The sequence below is a fragment of the Cellulomonas sp. NS3 genome, from assembly GCF_024757985.1.
Classification (GTDB): domain Bacteria; phylum Actinomycetota; class Actinomycetes; order Actinomycetales; family Cellulomonadaceae; genus Cellulomonas_A.
The window spans coordinates 3,727,757-3,743,241 of the sequence record NZ_CP103289.1; the positions used below are offsets into that span (position 1 = coordinate 3,727,757).

Annotated in this window: 16 protein-coding genes; 2 read left to right on the plus strand and 14 right to left on the minus strand. The window is 73.6% G+C overall.

What is annotated here, in order from left to right:
* Positions 1 to 304: 304 nt before the first annotated feature.
* Positions 305 to 1,729, plus strand: coding sequence for an endo-1,4-beta-xylanase (locus NXY84_RS16865; protein ID WP_258724193.1), 1,425 nt, complete (start codon positions 305 to 307; stop codon positions 1,727 to 1,729).
* 202 nt (positions 1,730 to 1,931) lie between these two features.
* Positions 1,932 to 3,449: a non-reducing end alpha-L-arabinofuranosidase family hydrolase gene (locus NXY84_RS16870; RefSeq protein WP_258724194.1), complete on the plus strand. Its 1,518-nt coding sequence runs from the start codon at positions 1,932 to 1,934 to the stop codon at positions 3,447 to 3,449.
* A 4-nt stretch (positions 3,450 to 3,453) separates the two neighbouring features.
* Here NXY84_RS16870 and csrA read toward each other — a convergent pair whose 3' ends face one another.
* From csrA to NXY84_RS16940, 14 genes are all read right to left on the minus strand, one after another.
* Entirely contained in the window at positions 3,454 to 3,777 is a 324-nt protein-coding gene (gene csrA / locus NXY84_RS16875; RefSeq protein WP_258724195.1) for a carbon storage regulator CsrA, read from the minus strand.
* Positions 3,778 to 3,837: 60 nt separating this feature from the next.
* Positions 3,838 to 5,091 carry a hypothetical protein gene (locus NXY84_RS16880; protein WP_258724196.1) on the minus strand — a complete coding sequence of 418 codons (1,254 nt, stop codon included), beginning with the start codon at positions 5,089 to 5,091 and terminating at the stop codon, positions 3,838 to 3,840.
* Positions 5,069 to 7,126 carry a flagellar biosynthesis protein FlhA gene (locus tag NXY84_RS16885; RefSeq protein WP_258724197.1) on the minus strand — a complete coding sequence of 686 codons (2,058 nt, stop codon included), beginning with the start codon at positions 7,124 to 7,126 and terminating at the stop codon, positions 5,069 to 5,071. Before NXY84_RS16885 ends, NXY84_RS16880 begins: the two co-directional genes overlap by 23 nt.
* Positions 7,127 to 7,143: 17 nt before the next feature.
* Positions 7,144 to 8,358: an EscU/YscU/HrcU family type III secretion system export apparatus switch protein gene (locus NXY84_RS16890; protein WP_258724198.1), complete on the minus strand. Its 1,215-nt coding sequence runs from the start codon at positions 8,356 to 8,358 to the stop codon at positions 7,144 to 7,146.
* Complete coding sequence (locus tag NXY84_RS16895) at positions 8,355 to 9,113, minus strand: flagellar biosynthetic protein FliR (protein WP_258724199.1); 759 nt, start codon at positions 9,111 to 9,113, stop codon at positions 8,355 to 8,357. The genes NXY84_RS16890 and NXY84_RS16895 overlap by 4 nt, the downstream gene beginning before the upstream one ends.
* Positions 9,114 to 9,131: 18 nt before the next feature.
* Entirely contained in the window at positions 9,132 to 9,404 is a 273-nt protein-coding gene (gene fliQ / locus NXY84_RS16900) for a flagellar biosynthesis protein FliQ (RefSeq protein WP_141372937.1), read from the minus strand.
* A 2-nt stretch (positions 9,405 to 9,406) separates the two neighbouring features.
* The gene (fliP, locus tag NXY84_RS16905; RefSeq protein ID WP_258727255.1) at positions 9,407 to 10,237 is read right to left on the minus strand and encodes a flagellar type III secretion system pore protein FliP; all 831 of its coding nucleotides are present in this window, start codon (positions 10,235 to 10,237) and stop codon (positions 9,407 to 9,409) included.
* A 50-nt stretch (positions 10,238 to 10,287) separates the two neighbouring features.
* Positions 10,288 to 11,028 (minus strand): flagellar biosynthetic protein FliO, encoded by a 741-nt coding sequence (locus NXY84_RS16910; protein ID WP_258724200.1) that lies wholly within the window; start codon positions 11,026 to 11,028, stop codon positions 10,288 to 10,290.
* Positions 11,028 to 11,738 carry a flagellar motor switch protein FliN gene (gene fliN, locus NXY84_RS16915; RefSeq protein WP_258724201.1) on the minus strand — a complete coding sequence of 237 codons (711 nt, stop codon included), beginning with the start codon at positions 11,736 to 11,738 and terminating at the stop codon, positions 11,028 to 11,030. The genes NXY84_RS16910 and fliN overlap by 1 nt, the downstream gene beginning before the upstream one ends.
* Positions 11,738 to 12,694, minus strand: a complete 957-nt coding sequence (locus tag NXY84_RS16920) for a flagellar motor switch protein FliM (protein WP_258724202.1) — start codon at positions 12,692 to 12,694, stop codon at positions 11,738 to 11,740. The genes fliN and NXY84_RS16920 overlap by 1 nt, the downstream gene beginning before the upstream one ends.
* 156 nt (positions 12,695 to 12,850) lie before the next feature.
* The gene (locus tag NXY84_RS16925; protein WP_258724203.1) at positions 12,851 to 13,381 is read right to left on the minus strand and encodes a flagellar basal body-associated FliL family protein; all 531 of its coding nucleotides are present in this window, start codon (positions 13,379 to 13,381) and stop codon (positions 12,851 to 12,853) included.
* Between the two features lie 2 nt (positions 13,382 to 13,383).
* A complete protein-coding gene (locus NXY84_RS16930) occupies positions 13,384 to 14,361 on the minus strand; it encodes an OmpA/MotB family protein (protein WP_258724204.1) in 978 nt (325 codons plus the stop codon).
* A complete protein-coding gene (locus NXY84_RS16935) occupies positions 14,358 to 15,125 on the minus strand; it encodes a motility protein A (protein ID WP_258724205.1) in 768 nt (255 codons plus the stop codon). The genes NXY84_RS16930 and NXY84_RS16935 overlap by 4 nt, the downstream gene beginning before the upstream one ends.
* Positions 15,125 to 15,469 carry a flagellar FlbD family protein gene (locus NXY84_RS16940; RefSeq protein ID WP_258724206.1) on the minus strand — a complete coding sequence of 115 codons (345 nt, stop codon included), beginning with the start codon at positions 15,467 to 15,469 and terminating at the stop codon, positions 15,125 to 15,127. The genes NXY84_RS16935 and NXY84_RS16940 overlap by 1 nt, the downstream gene beginning before the upstream one ends.
* Positions 15,470 to 15,485 lie beyond the last annotated feature (16 nt).

A 15,485-nucleotide genomic window follows, 5' to 3' on the forward strand; every position in this document is an offset into this window, starting at 1 on the left:
AGCAACCGGGACGGGTGAGGGGCGGTCGTCCGGTGCCGACCGCGGACGGCCCCGTGTGCCCGGGCGTCCGCGGACCGCCGCCCGGCCGACGGGCCAGGCCCGGACGGGTGCCGGGGGCGTGTGCCCGTGAGAAACGTTTCAGGCGTCCCCCGAACCCTTCGGTTCGCCGACCGATCGTGCGACCGTGAGCGCCAACACCCGGCCGTGACCGCCTCCACGAAATCGATATCCACCGGTCGAGAGGCGGCCGGCCCGGCCGTACCCGCCCGTCGACGACGACGGGCGCCCTGAGAGAGAGGTACGCATGAGGACGACTCCACGACGCGCCGGGCTCGCCCGGCGCGGACTCATCGCGGCGGGCCTGACGCTCGCCACGGCGCTCGCCGGTCTGGTGGTGACGGCCCCCGCGCAGTCGGCGGCGAGCACCCTGGCCGCCGCGGCGCAGCAGAGCGGCCGGTACTTCGGGACGGCGATCGCGGCGAACCGGCTGAGCGACTCGACGTACGCGACGATCGCGAACCGTGAGTTCGACATGATCACGGCCGAGAACGAGATGAAGATGGACGCGACCGAGCCGTCGCAGAACCAGTTCAGCTACGCGAGCGGCGACCGGATCCTCAACTGGGCGCTGCAGAACAACAAGCGGGTCCGCGGGCACGCGCTGGCGTGGCACTCCCAGCAGCCGGGCTGGATGCAGAACATGTCCGGCACCCAGCTGCGCACCGCCATGCTGAACCACGTGACCCAGGTCGCGACGCACTACAAGGGCAAGATCTACGCCTGGGACGTCGTGAACGAGGCCTTCGCCGACGGCTCGTCGGGCGCGCGTCGCGACTCCAACCTGCAGCGCACGGGCAACGACTGGATCGAGGCCGCGTTCCGCGCCGCCCGGGCCGCCGACCCCGCCGCCAAGCTCTGCTACAACGACTACAACACCGACGACTGGACGCACGCCAAGACCCAGGCGGTCTACAACCTGGTCAAGGACTTCAAGGCCCGCGGCGTGCCGATCGACTGCGTCGGTCTGCAGTCGCACTTCAACCCGCAGAGCCCCGTCCCGGCCAACTACCAGACGACCCTGTCGTCCTTCGCCGCGCTCGGCGTGGACGTGCAGATCACCGAGCTCGACATCGAGGGCTCGGGCTCGCAGCAGGCCGAGAACTACCGCCGCGTCGTCAACGCCTGCCTCGCGGTCACCCGCTGCACCGGCATCACCGTCTGGGGGGTCCGCGACACCGACTCCTGGCGCGCGTCGGGCACCCCGCTGCTGTTCGACGGGTCCGGCAACAAGAAGGCCGCCTACACAGCGACGCTCGACGCGCTCAACGGCGGCGACCCGGTCGACCCGACGCCCGACCCCACCCCGACGACGCCCGGCCCGACCCCGACGACGCCCCAGCCCACGGGCGGGACCGGGTCCTGCACGGTCGTCTACGCCGCGCCGAGCCAGTGGCAGAGCGGGTTCACCGCGAACGTCCGCATCACCAACAACGGCCAGGCCGTCGACGGCTGGACGCTGAGCTGGACGTTCCCGGGCAACCAGAGGGTGACGAACGCCTGGAACACCGTGGTGACGCAGAACGGCGCCCAGGTGACCGCACGCAACGCCGGCTACAACGCGCAGATCCCGGCGGGCGGCACCGTCGAGCTCGGCTTCAACGGCTCGTACAGCGGGACCAACCAGGCACCGGCGAGCTTCGCGCTCAACGGCACCACCTGTACCGGGTGAGCCCGCACGCCGTCCCGGCCACGCAGCCCGCCGACGCGGGTGACGCGACCTGACGGCACGGCCGGCCGCCGCCCCACCGGGCGGCGGCCGCGCACCACCTCGTGGTCCCGGTCCCCGGCGCGGCTCCTCGCGCCGGGGACCAGCCCTGGGGACGTCCTGGCCGACCCGCCGACGTCGGTGGGCACAGAGGGAAGAGGCACGCATGCGCAGCACAGCACGACACGTCCGGCGCGCGGTGGTCGCCGCCGGCCTGACGCTCGCGACGGCGGCCGCCGGACTCGTCCTGACGACACCGCCACCCTCCGCCGCGACGGCCCGCACTGCGCCGGCCGCGCTGACCACCGGGTGCTCGGTGACCTACACCGCACCCAGCCAGTGGCAGACCGGCTTCACCGCGAGCGTCCGGGTCACGAACCACGGACCCGCCGTCGACGGGTGGGCCCTGACCTGGACCTTCCCTGGCAACCAGAGCGTGACGAACGCCTGGAACGCCGTCGTGTCGCAGAGCGGTGCGCGCGTGACCGCGCGGAACGCGCACTACAACGCGCGCCTGGCGACCGGCGGGACGGTCGAGCTCGGCTTCAACGGCTCGTCCACCGGCAGCAACCCGGCACCCACCGCGTTCGCGCTCGACGGCACGCCGTGCACCGGGCCGGGCCCGGTCGTCACCCCGACGCCGACACCCACGGCCACCCCGACCGCGACCCCGACACCCACGGCCGCCCCCACCCCCACGCCGACCGCCAGCACCCCGCCGCACGCTCTGCCGTCGAGCTTCCGCTGGTCGTCGACGGGCGCGATCATCTCCCCGGAGCGGGACGCGTCGCACGACCCGGTCGCGATCAAGGACCCGTCGGTCGTCTACGCCGAGGGCCGGTGGCACCTGTTCGCGTCGGTCGTCGAGAACGGCGGCTACAACCTGGCCTACACGAGCTTCGCCGACTGGTCGCAGGCGTCGTCGGCCCCCCACCACTACCTCGACCGCTCGGCGATCGGCGCCGGCTACCGGGCGGCCCCGCAGGTGTTCTGGTTCGAGCCGCACGGGCTCTGGTACCTCGTCTACCAGACCGGCGCCGGCGGCTCGTACTCGACGACCCGCACGATCTCGGACCCGTCCTCGTGGTCCGCCCCGAGGAACTTCTACGCCGAGCAGCCCCGGATCATCCGGGAGAACATCGGCGACGGCTACTGGGTCGACTTCTGGACGGTCTGCGACACGGCGACGTGCTACCTGTTCTCGTCCGACGACAACGGCCACCTGTACCGCTCGGAGACGCCGCTCGCACGCTTCCCGCACGGGTTCACGAACACGGTGATCGCGATGGAGGACCCGAACCGGTACCGGCTCTTCGAGGCCTCGAACGTCTACAAGGTCGCCGGTCAGGACACCTGGCTCCTGGTGCACGAGGCGTTCGACACGGACGGCAAGCGGTACTTCCGGTCGTGGACCGCGCCGTCGATCGAAGGTCCGTGGGCGGCGCTGGCCGACACCGAGGCGAACCCGTTCGCCCGCGCGAGCAACGTGACGTTCCCGGGCGGCGCCTGGACGCGCGACATCAGCCACGGGGAGATGATCCGCTCGGGCACCGACCAGACGATGGAGATCAGCGCCTGCGACCTGCGGTACGCCTACCAGGGGATGGACCCCGCGTCGACGGCCGACTACAACGACCTGCCCTGGCGGATCGGGCTGCTCACGCAGACGAACGCGGCCTGCTGAGCGACTACTCCGCGCGTTCGGTGCCCGCGTGCGGCTCGGCGCTCGACGCGGCCTCGGGGGCCGGGACGGGGCCGGCCGGCGGACGTGCGCCCGCAGCGGGCGGGCGCGGCACGAGCTTCTGCAGCGCCTCCGCGTCGGCGTCGGTGACCGCGCTGGCCTCGACGTTCGCGGCGGTGACGGCCTCGATCACCTCGGCGCGGTGCACGCGCACCGAGCGGGGGGCGTCGATGCCGAGGCGCACGCCGTCGCTGCGCACCTCGATCACCGTCAGGACGATGTCGTCCCCGATGAGGAGGCGTTCGCCGACGCGACGGCTCAGGACCAGCATGCGAACGACCCTACCTGCCGGAGCCCGGGGCGCTCCTGCCGTGCGGCGGGTGTCGCGCCGTCAGTCCCAGCGCGCGTCGTCCCCGAGGTGCTGGCTGAGCGCCGCCGCCCACGCGACGCGCGTCGCCGGGATGCCGTCGATCCAGGCGACCGGGACCGGCAGGTCGAGGACCGTGCCGGGCTCGGTCGTCTCGAACAGGCCGCGCACGGCGAGCACGTCGACGGCCCGCTGGGCGCCGACCTCGCCGAGCCACCGCTCGCAGTCGCGGGCCTTGTCGCGCGCGTCGACGACGCCCCAGACCTGGTCGGCGTCGAGCGCCGCCAGGATCGCGGCGGCGTGGGCGCGGTCGCCCGGCTCGGGTCCCACGCCGAGCACGACGAGCGCGACGTCGCCGGACTCCCCCGAGCGGGTGCGCCAGCGCTCGGCGGCGGCGGGGGTCGTGAGCCGCCGGCCGCGGCCGGGCACGTGCTCGACCTCGCCCGCGAGCACGATGCCGGCCGGCGCCTGGCGGAGCCGCTCGGCCAGCTGGCCCGCGACCGTCATGGCGTCCTCGCCGCGACCGACGACGACCACGACCGAGCCGCGCGAGCGCACGAGGTGCGGGGCGTCGGGCACGTGCGCGAGCAGCGCCGAGAGGGTCGCCGGGGAGCCGGCCGGGAGGTCGGCGAGCAGCCGGCTCGGGACGCCGAGCCGGACGAGGGCCTCGCGCGAGCGGGCGGCGCCGGGGCCGGCCGCGTCGGGCCGAGCTGCCACGGGCGCGGGCGCGGGAGCGGCGGGCAGCACGACCGGGACCGTCGCCTCGTCCTCGTCGCGCACGGGCACGGCCGGCGGCGGTGCGAGCGGGGAGAACACGCGCTCGGCGGGTGCCGGGACCTCGATGTCCGCGGGCAGCGGCTGGCCGCCCGCCATCGCCCGGACCTGCTCGAGGACCGACGCGAACGACTCGGCGCCGGTCGAGACGCGCGGGGTGCCGTCGTCGACCGGGCCCGAGCCGGCCGAGCCCGTCGCGCTCGCGCCGCTGAGGGACGTCGGGTCGTCGGCCTCGGCGGCCTCCGCGGCGGCGAGCAGCGCGTCGATCCCGACCGGACCTCCCGCTGCGGCCGCGGGCGGCTGGCGCAGCGCGCGCGGGCGCGGGCGCGGCGCCTCGGGGACCTCGACGGTCAGCTCGTAGCGCTCGCGCGCGAAGAAGCCCGCGACCCCGCCGGTGCGGATGCGCTCGGCGCGCACGATGCGGGCGGTCGGCCCGAACTCCTCGCGCACGTGCACCATGAGCTCGGCGAGGTCACCACCCTCAAGAAGCAATCGCGTGGACACCGGTCACCACCCCGACGGTCTCGATCTGGATACCGGCGCCCGTGACCTCGGAGTACGAGAGGACGGGGAGCCGCGGGAGGCCGAGCAGCACGAGCCGGCGCACCGCCGGGCGCAGCGCGGGAGCGCACACGAGCACGACCGGGTCCCCGCTCGCCTCGGCGGCCGCGACGGCGTTGCCCAGCTGGGCGAGGATCGCGTCGAGGCGCGCCGGGTCGACGAGGACCTGGGAGCCCGCGTCGGAGGGGCGCAGGTTCTCGACGAGCGACTGCTCGAGGCCCGGGTCGAGCGTGATGACCCGCAGGGCCCCGCCCGCGGTGTACTGCGCGGTCAGCGCCGGGCCGAGCGCGCCGCGCGCGGCCTCGACGAGCTGCTCGGGGTCGGTCGTGACCTTCGCGCGCAGCGTGAGCGCCTCGTAGATGCGGGACAGGTCGCGGATCGCGACCTCCTCGGCGAGCAGGCCCTGGAGCACGCGCTGGACCTCGCCGAGCGACAGCAGGCCGGGCACGAGCTCGTCGACGACCGACGGGTTGACCTGCTTGACGCCCTCGGTCAGCACGCGCACGTCCTCGCGGCCGAGCAGGCGCGGGGCGTTCTGCGTGATGATCGCGCCGAGGTGCGTGATGAGCACCGAGACGCGGTCGACGACCGTCGCGCCCGCCATCTCCGCGGCGTGCCGCAGCTCGGCGGGGACCCACTTGCCCGCGAGGCCGAAGACCGGCTCCACGACGCTCTGCCCCGGCAGCGACCCGAGGTCGTCGCCGAGCGCGAGCACGCGACCGCCGGGCGCCTCGCCGCGCCCGACCTCGACGCCGGCGATCCGCACGACGTACGTCGCGCGCGGCAGGTCGACCGAGTCGCGGGTGCGGACCGGCGGGACGACGATCCCGAGGTCCATGGCGATCTTGCGGCGCAGCCCGCGCACCCGCACGAGCAGGTCCTGGTCGGGGCCCGAGCCGACGAGGTCGACCAGGTCGGGCGCCAGCAGGATCTCGAGGGTGTGCACGCGCATCTGCTCGATGAGCTGCTCGGGGCTGTCCGCGGACGGCGCGACCGCCTCCGCTGCGACCTGGACCTCGCCCGCGGCGGCCTCGCGCTTCTCGGCGGCGCCGATCCGCTGCGCGGCGATCAGCAGGCCGGCGCCCACCAGCACGAACGGCGGCTTGGGCATGCCCGGGAGCAGCGCGAGGCAGATCGCGCCGACGCCCGCGATGAGCAGCGCGGGGCGGCTCTGGAGGAGCTGCTTCGACGCCATCGAGCCGAGGTCTCCCTCGGCGGTCGCGCGCGTCACGACGATGCCGGTCGCGACCGAGAGCAGGAGCGCAGGGATCTGCGTGACGAGGCCGTCGCCGATCGTCAGGAGGCTGAACCGCTCGAGCGACTCCGGCGCGGACATCCCCATCTGCACCATGCCGATGACGAAGCCGCCGACGAGGTTGATGACCGTGATGATGATGCCCGCGATCGCGTCGCCCTTGACGAACTTCGAGCCACCGTCCATCGCGCCGTAGAAGTCGGCCTCGGCGGCGACGTCGGCCCGGCGGCGGCGCGCGGTGTCGTCGTCGATGAGCCCGGAGTTGAGGTCGGCGTCGATCGCCATCTGCTTGCCGGGCATCGCGTCGAGCGTGAACCGCGCACCGACCTCGGCGACGCGGCCCGCGCCGTTGGTGATGACGACGAACTGGATGACGACGAGGATCAGGAAGATCACGAGGCCGATGACGAGCGAGCCGCCGACGACGAAGTGCCCGAACGCGTCGATGACCGCACCCGCGTAGCCGTCGCGCAGCACGAGGCGCGTGCTCGCGACGTTGAGCCCGAGCCGGAACAGCGTGAACACGAGGATCAGGGACGGGAACACCGAGAAGTCGAGCGGGCGGCGCACGTACATGCTCGTGAGCAGGATGACGAGCGACGCGGTGATGTTCACCGCGAGCAGCACGTCGAGCATCGCCGCGGGCAGCGGCACCACGAGCAGCAGGACGATGCCCACGACGCCCGCGGGCACCGCGAACTGGGTGATCGACCGGTTCTTCATGCGCTGACCTTCCGGGGTCATGAGGTCGCGCCCGCGGTCGCGGACGGACGGGGTTCGGGGGTCGACGGGCTCGGCCGGCTCGTCGACGGAGCGCGGCGGGCGGCGGCCCGGTGACGACGGGGGTCCGCCGCCTCGGGCGGCAGCTCGCTCGGCCCGGTGGGCAGCCGGTGCTGGCCGAGCGCGGCGCCGCGGCGGCGCAGCGCCATGACGAACGCGAGGATGCGCGCGACGGCCGTGTACAGGTACTCGGGGACCTCCTGGCCGATCTCGCACGCGGCGTGCAGCGCACGGGCGAGCGGGATGTCCTCGACCATCGGGACGCGCTTGTCGGTCGCCTCGGCGCGGATGCGCGTCGCGACCGCCCCGGCTCCCTTCGCCACGACGCGCGGGGCACCGGTCCCCGGCTCGTAGCGCAGCGCGACGGCGACGTGCGTCGGGTTGACGAGGACGACGTCCGCGTCGGCGACGGCCGCCATCATGCGGTTGCGGCTCATCGCCATCTGCTTGGAGCGGATCGCTCCCTTGAGCAGCGGGTCGCCCTCGGTGCGCTTGTTCTCGTCCTTGATCTCCTGCAGCGACATCCGCGTCTGCTTGCGGTTGCGCTTCATGACCACGATCACGTCGAGCACCGCGAGCGCGACACCCGCCGCGATGCCGCCGCGCAGGAGGTCGGTCACGCCGCCCTCCGCGACGCCGAGGAGCTGGGCCACGGAGAGCTGGCCCGAGCCCATCAGGACCGGGACGAGCGACTGGACGCCCGCGTAGAGCACGAAGCCGACGACGGCCGTCTTGAGCAGCGTCTTGACGCCCTGCCACAGCGACTGCCCCGACACCATGTTCTTGACGCCCTTGAACACGTTGAGCTGCTTCATGTGCACGGTGACCTTGCGCGGGTGGATCCCGCCCTGGCCCGCGGCGACGGCGATCGTCACGACGACGACCAGCGCGAGGATCGGCAGCAGCGTCGTGCCCATCGAGCGGCCCGCGTCGGCCAGCGCCTGCACCGCGAGCGCCGGCTCGGGGTTCGCGGCGACGTCCCGCACGGTGGTGAGCTGCGCGACGGCGGCGTCTCCCCCGCGCTCGAGCACCATGGGCAGCGCAACCGCGGCGGCGCCGAGCCCGACCCACGCGGACAGGTCCTGCGACCGGGAGAGCTGGCCCTTCTTGCGGACCTCCTTCATCCGCTGCGGGGTGGCCTTCTCGGTCTTCTCCCCGCCGTCCCCGCCGCTCATGCGGACACCCCGAGGACGGTGCGCACCGCGGTCGAGACGAGACCCTCGATCTGCCCGGGCATCGCGAGGTAGGCGAAGCCGGCGAACGTCACCGTCATCAAGATCTTGAGCGGGAAGCCGAGCGCGAACGCGTTGAGCGCCGGCGAGACGCGCGTGAGGAGCCCGAGCCCGACGTCGGTCAGGAAGAGGATGACCACGAGGGGGCCGGCGATCTGCAGCGACGCGAGGAACATCTGCGTGACGCCCTCCGTGACCTGCTCGGCCATGACCCCGAGGTCCAGCGTCGCGCCGAGCGGCAGCGCGTCGAACGTGCGGACGAGGCCCGCGAGCACCATCTGGTAGCCGTTGGTGACGAACAGCAGGACGAGCGCCGTGAGCTGGTAGAGCCGGGCGAACTGCGCGCCGCTCGTCATCTGCATCGGGTCGAACGCCGCCGCCATCTGGAAGCCGCCGAACAGGTCGATCAGGTTGCCGGCCGACTGCACGGCGGAGAACACGAGCGCGACGAGGAAGCCGAGGCCGCCGCCGATCACGACCTGGGCCACGAGGTCCCCGACGAACTCCGGCGTCGACGCGGGGGCTCCCCCGGCGGCCTCGAGGCGCGGGGTGACCGCCAGGGCGAGGCCGAGCGCGAGCATGACCTTGACCTGGGCGGGGATCGCCCGGTGCGCGAACGGGGGCGCGATCACCAGGAACGCGGCGATCCGCACGCCCGCGAGCATCGCGGTCTCGACGGTCGCGAGCGGCAGCGTCATGCCCAGCGGCTCCACGGGTCAGCCGCCCAGCAGCGCGGGGATGCGCGCGTACAGGTCGTTCGTGAAGGAGACGAGCTCCGAGATCATCCAGTGGCCCGAGACGAGCAGCGCGGCCGCGGCCGCGAGGGCCTTGGGCACGAAGCTGAGCGTGACCTCCTGGATCTGCGTGATCGACTGCAGGAGCGACACGACGAACCCCACGACGAGCGCGGTGACGAGCACGGGGGCGCAGAGCTTGGCCGCGAGCACCAGGGCGTCGAGCCCGATGTCGAGGACGGCGTTGGTGTCCATGCTCAGCCCCCGCCCATGTACGAGCCGATGAGCGCGGTAACGACGAGTCCCCAGCCGTCGACGAGCACGAACAGCAGGAGCTTGAACGGCAGCGAGACCATCACGGGCGGCAGCATCATCATGCCCATCGACATCAGCGCCGAGGAGACGACGATGTCGATCACGAGGAACGGCACGAAGATGACGAACCCGATGATGAACGCGGCCCGCAGCTCCGAGAGCATGAACGCGGGGATCAGCGTGAGCATCGGGACGGACTCGGGGCTCTCGGGGTTGGGCTGGTCCGCGGCGCGCGTGATGAGCGCGAGGTCCGACTCCCGGGTGTGGTCGAGCATGAAGTCGCGCAGCGGGGCGGAGCCGACGTCCACGGCCTGCGTGAACGTGAGCTGGCCCGCGAGGTAGGGCTGGACGCCGAGCTCGTTCACGTCGCCGACGACCGGCGCCATGATGAACAGGCTGAGGAACAGCGCGAGCCCGGCGATCACCTGGTTGGGCGGGACGCCCTGGAGCCCGAGCGCGTTCCGCGTGAGCGCGAGCACCACGAAGATCTTCGTGAAGCTCGTCATCATGAGCAGCAGCGCCGGCACGACCGAGAGCAGCGTGATCGCGAGCAGCACGACGATCGAGCTGCTCGGCGTGCCGTTGACGCCGTTGATGTCGACCGAGACCGTGTCGCCCGCGGAGCCGCCCGGGTCGACCGGGGCCGTCGGGGCGGCCGGCTGCTCGGGCGGCAGCGGCGCGGCGTCCGCGGAGCCGGCACCGACGAGCAGCAGCACGAGCGCGAGGGCCGCGACGAGCAGCAGCAGGACGGCGCGGCGGCGCGCGGGGGTCAGCGGCGCGGCGGCGGCGCGGGGGGCCGTCGTGGCGCGCGGGGCGGTCGGGTTCACCGGCGGACCGTGCGTTCCTGGAGCGAGGTGACGGCGCGGCGCCACGTCGCGGGCGACAGGATCGAGCCGTCGAGCGCCGAGGTGGTGGCCTGCGTGGGGACGAGCGGGGCCGTCGCGACGGGCGCGGCGGGGCCGGCGGGTGTCGCGTCGTCGTGCGGCGCGGTGTCGTGCACTGCGGTGTCGTGCACTGCGGTGTCGTGCACTGCGGTGTCGTGCACCGCGGTGCCGTGCACCGCGGTGCCGGGCACTGCGGTGCCGGGCACCCCGGCCTCGGCGAGCAGCGCGTCGATGTCGAGCGGCGCACGCAGCAGCACCTCGTCGCCGGCGGGCGCCACCGGGACGTCCGCGGCGGCCGGAGCTGCGGACGGGCGGCCCGGGCGGCGCGCCGCGACGAACGACGTGAGCGACGCGGGCAGCGCGGTCAGCGCCGTCCCCGCGGGCCGGGTCGCGACCTCGCGGGCCGGCGCCGGCGTGGTGTCGAGCACGGGGGCGAGCTCGGTGAGCATCGTGACCTGCTGCTCCCCGTAGCCGAGCAGGAGCCGGCGGTTGCCGACCGCGAGGACCGCGACGCCGGCGTGCCGGCCGAGCGACTGCCGGCCGACGACCTGCAGCGACGGCCCCGCAGGCAGGCGGCGGCCCGGGGTCGCGCCGACCTTGCGCGCGACGACCCAGATCAGGCCGACGACGCACAGGAGCGAGACCACCACGCGCAGCAGCAGCACGGGACCGTCGTCCATCAGAGGGTGCCCTGCTCGCCCGCGACGATCTCCGTGATCCGGATGCCGTAGTCCTCGTCGACGACGACGACCTCGCCGCGCGCGACGAGCCGGCCGTTGACCATGATGTCCGCCGGGCTGCCGGCGGCGCGGTCGAGCTCGAGCACGGCACCGGGCGTCAGCTCGAGGACCTGGCGCACGGGCAGCCGGGTCCGGCCGAGCTCGGCCGTGAGCGTCATCTCGACGTCGTAGAGCACGTGCATGCTGGCTCGCTGCGCGGGGACGCCCGGGACCTGCACGACGGCGTTGGGCTCGGCGCGCACGCGCAGCGCGAACCAGGCCTGCGCGACGCCGTCGCGCTCGAGGGCGAACAGCAGCGCGTCGTCCGCGACCGCGGTCCCGGCCGGCTCGGTGCGGGCCGAGTCGAGCACGCCGGCGCCGAGCACCGCGCACGCACCCTCGAGGGCCGGGCGCAGCGCGTCGGCGAGCGCGAGCGGCGCTCCGCCGTCGGCGCCCGCGAGCAGAGCGCCGGCGACGGCCTCCTCCGCGACCAGCACGAGGTCCGCGCTCGGCGAGCCGACGAACGACGCGACGACGGCCGTGGCGGTCGGCGCGGGGCCCGTGCCCGGACGCGCCGGGACGGCCGTCAGCGGGACGGTCGCAGGCACGAGGCGGGCCACCGCGGTCGCCGCGGCGAGCGCGGTGTCGGTGAGCGTGGCGGTGGGGTTCATCAGTGGTTCTCCTCGACGGTGACGACCATGCAGGCGAGCCGGGAACCGTTGTTCCCGGCCGCGGCTCGTGCGAGCACGACCCCGTCGACGACCACGTCCAGCGGCTTCGTCGTGGGGTGGGACAGGGGCAGGACCTCACCGACGGTGAGGGCGAGGACGTCGCGCGGGCTGACGACGACGGGCGCGAAGCGCACCGACACGTCGACCGGCACCTCCTGCACCGCGGCGTCGAGCTCGACGAGGGCGAGGGCGTGCGCGCGGCGCTCGTCGGCGGACCGGGAGTCGGTGCCCTCGCTGGCCCGCAGCGACGCGAGCAGCAGCTCGGCGGGGAGCATGAACGTCGCGGTGTCCTCGCGCTCGCCCGACGTGAGCGTGAACGTCGCGACGAGCACCGCGTCGGACGCGCCGACGGCCTGCACGAACTGCGGGTTGTACTGCACCGAGCGGACGCTCACGTCGAGCGGCATCAGCGCGGCGAACGCGTAGGACAGGTCGCCCAGCGCGTGCTGCAGCAGGTCGCGGACGAGCGTGAGCTCGATCTCGGTGAGCTCGCGGCCGTCGCGCTCGTCGCCGACGCCGTTGCCGCCGAGCAGGTAGTCGATCCACACCATGAGCGCGCTCACGGGCATCTGGACGACGGCCGTCTGGCGCGTCTGCTCGACCGTGCACAGGACCATCGCGGTCGAGGCCGGGAGCGCGCGGACGTACTCGTCGTAGGAGTGCAGCGTGACGCCCTCGAACGTGGCGCCCGACATGACCCGCAGGCGCGCCGTGAGCTGCGTGCCCCACTGGCGGGCGAACGTCTCGAACGCCATCTCGAGCAGCCGGGCGTGCTCGCGGGCGAGCGTCGTCGGCCGGCGGAAGTCGTACGCCTCGGGCTCGTGCGTGCGGTTGCGCCGCTGCGCAGGGCGCACGGAGGTGGCTGGGGTGTCCTGGACCGTCACGAAAGCACTCATCGGCGGTCCGCGCCGGGATGTGAGGAACTCCGTAGGCCGGCTGGGTGAACGTCTCCGCCCACGGCCCGTCATGGGCCGACGCGTGCGGCGGAGCGGTGCGGCGCCCTCCATGGCGCCCTGAACGAGCCGGCTGAGGCAGCCGGTGCAGCAGCGGTGCTACTGCGTGACGTAGTTCGTCAGGTAGAGGTCCATCACCTCCCCGTGGTAGGCCTCCTCGATCTCGGCGAGCAGCTCGGCCTTGAGCGCGTCGCGGGTCGCGGGGTCGGAGACGGCCGCCATGTCACGGCCGGAGAACTTGGCGATCATGAGGTCGACCGCCTTGGAGGGGTCCGGCTCGCCGTGACCGCCCGCGTCGATGGTCATCTGCAGGCCGAGGCCGATGCGCAGGTAGTGGCCCGCGGCGAGGTTGACGCTGATCGGCTCGACGGTGAGGACCGCCCCCGGCTCGGGCTCGGGCTCGGCGTGCGCCTCGCCCTCCGTCGCGTGCCCGGGGCCCATCAGGAAGTACCACGCGGCACCGCCGCCGAGCACGAGCACCGCCGCGAGCACGATGATCAGGAGCTTCTTCTTGCTCTTCGGCGCGGCCTCCTCCTCGGCGGGCGTCGCGGCCTTGGCCCCGATCTTGCCGCTGGGGTTCTTGGGCGCGATCTTCCCGGGGGACGACACGACACGCTGCTCGATGGGCATCTCTACCCCTCCGTTCCGAGGACGGCCGGCAGGAGGTTGCGGACCTGCTCCGGCGCACTGCTGAGGATGACGAGGTCGACGCGGCGGTTCGCCGCGAGCGCCTCCGGGCTGTCTCCCGCGACGAGCGGGCGGGCGTCGCCGAAGCCGACGGCCATGATGCGGTTCCCGGGCATGCCGTCGGCCTCGACGAGGTGCCGGAGCACCTGCGTCGCGCGGTCCGACGACAGCTCCCAGTTGGTCGGGTAGCGGCCCGAGACGGGCACCGTGTTCGCGTGCCCCTCGACCGAGACGTTCTCGGGGATCGCGACGAGCGTCGGCCCCGAGACGTCGAGCACGCGGGCTGCGGTCGGCGTGAGCACCGCGCTCGCCGCCGCGAAGAACACGTCATCGGCCACGAGGCCCATGACGAGCCCGCGCTCGTTGATCCGGAAGCGCACGGTGTCACCGAGCCCGTTCGCGGCGAGCTGGGCCGCGAGCTGGTCGCGCAGGCCCTGCAGCCGGGCGGCCTCGACCTGCGCCGCCGCGAGCACCTCGGGGTCGACGCCCGGCGGGTCCGGGTCCGCGGCGACCCGCGGGGGCGACGGGTTGGCGCCCTGCTGGCCGAGGCCCGCGTCGGCGTTCACCATCCCGGCGGTGCCCTCGGCGGCGGACGTCTTCGGCTCGATGCTCTGGCCGTCGAGCGTGCCCGACGTGCCGTCGAGGATCGACGGGTTCGAGTTGGTGTTGAACCCGGCCGCGAGCGAGTCCCGCAGCGCGACGTACTTCTGCTGGTCGACCTGGCTGATCGCGAACAGCACGATGAACAGCGCCATGAGGACCGTGATCATGTCGGAGTAGCTCACGAGCCAGCGCTCGTGGTTGACGTGCTCCTCCTCGTGGCCGCCCTTGTGCCTCCGCCGGGGCGCGCTCTTCGTGGCGTGCGCGCTCGAGCCGTGGCTCGACGTCCCGCCCTTCGGGCGCGTCGCGGCGGGGGCGCTCACGCCGCTGCCTCGGCCGGGGCCTGCTCGGGCAGGAGGCTGCGCAGGCGCTCGCCGACGAGCCGCGGGTTGGCGCCGGCCTGCACCGCGAGGAGCCCCTCGACGGTGACCTCCATCTGCGTGCACTCGAGGTCCGAGATGCGCTTGATGCGGGCACCGATCGGCAGCCACACGACGTTCGCCGAGAGGATGCCCCACAGCGTCGCGACGAACGCCGCCGCGATCGAGTGGCCCAGCGACGCGGGGTCGGACAGGTTCTCGAGCACGTGGACGAGCGAGATGACGGTGCCGATGATGCCGATGGTCGGCGCGTAGCCACCCATGTCGGCGAAGTACTTGGCGTGCACGCGGTCCGCGGTGCGCTTCGTGGCGATCCTGTCGTCCAGGATCGTGCGCAGGTCCTCGGGATCCGTGCCGTCGATCGCGGCCTGGAGCCCGCTGCGCAGGAACGGGTCGTCGATGTCGCGCGCGGCGTCCTCGAGCGCGAGCAGGCCCTCACGGCGCGCCCGGTCGGCGAGGTCGACGATCGTGTCGACCGCCGCGGACGGGTCCGGGGCCTTGCTGCGCATGGCGCGCGGAACCGCCTTGAACGACGCGACGACGTCCTTCATCGTGTGGCCGGCGACGCCGACCCCGATCGTGCCGACCCAGACCAGCAGGAGCGGCGCGGGCAGGAAGATGGACATCGGGTCGGCGCCCTCGAGGAGCAGCGCGCCGAAGATCGCGACGAACGCGACCACGATGCCGATGAGACCGGCGGGATCCATCAGCGGTTCCCCCTCGGGCGGATCGGGACGGGCTGTGCGAGCGGGGCGTCGTGCGCACCCGTGCGCGGCGACGGGGTCGCGGTGCGCGAGCCGACCTCGTGGAGCGGCGCGTGGGTGGCGTCCGTGGCGGGGCCGGCGTGCAGGTCCTGCGCGCGGGCCAGCAGCTGCGCGCGGTGCTCGCGGATCGACTCGATGACCTCGGTCATCGACTCCTCGACGATGTACTTGGTGCCGTCGATGAGCGTGAGGATGGTGTCCGGTGCGCTGTCGATGCGCAGCAGCAGGTCGGGGTTCACCCCGAACTGAGGCCCGTTGAGGCGCGTCACGACGATCACAGCCACCATCCCTGGTTCTTCTCGA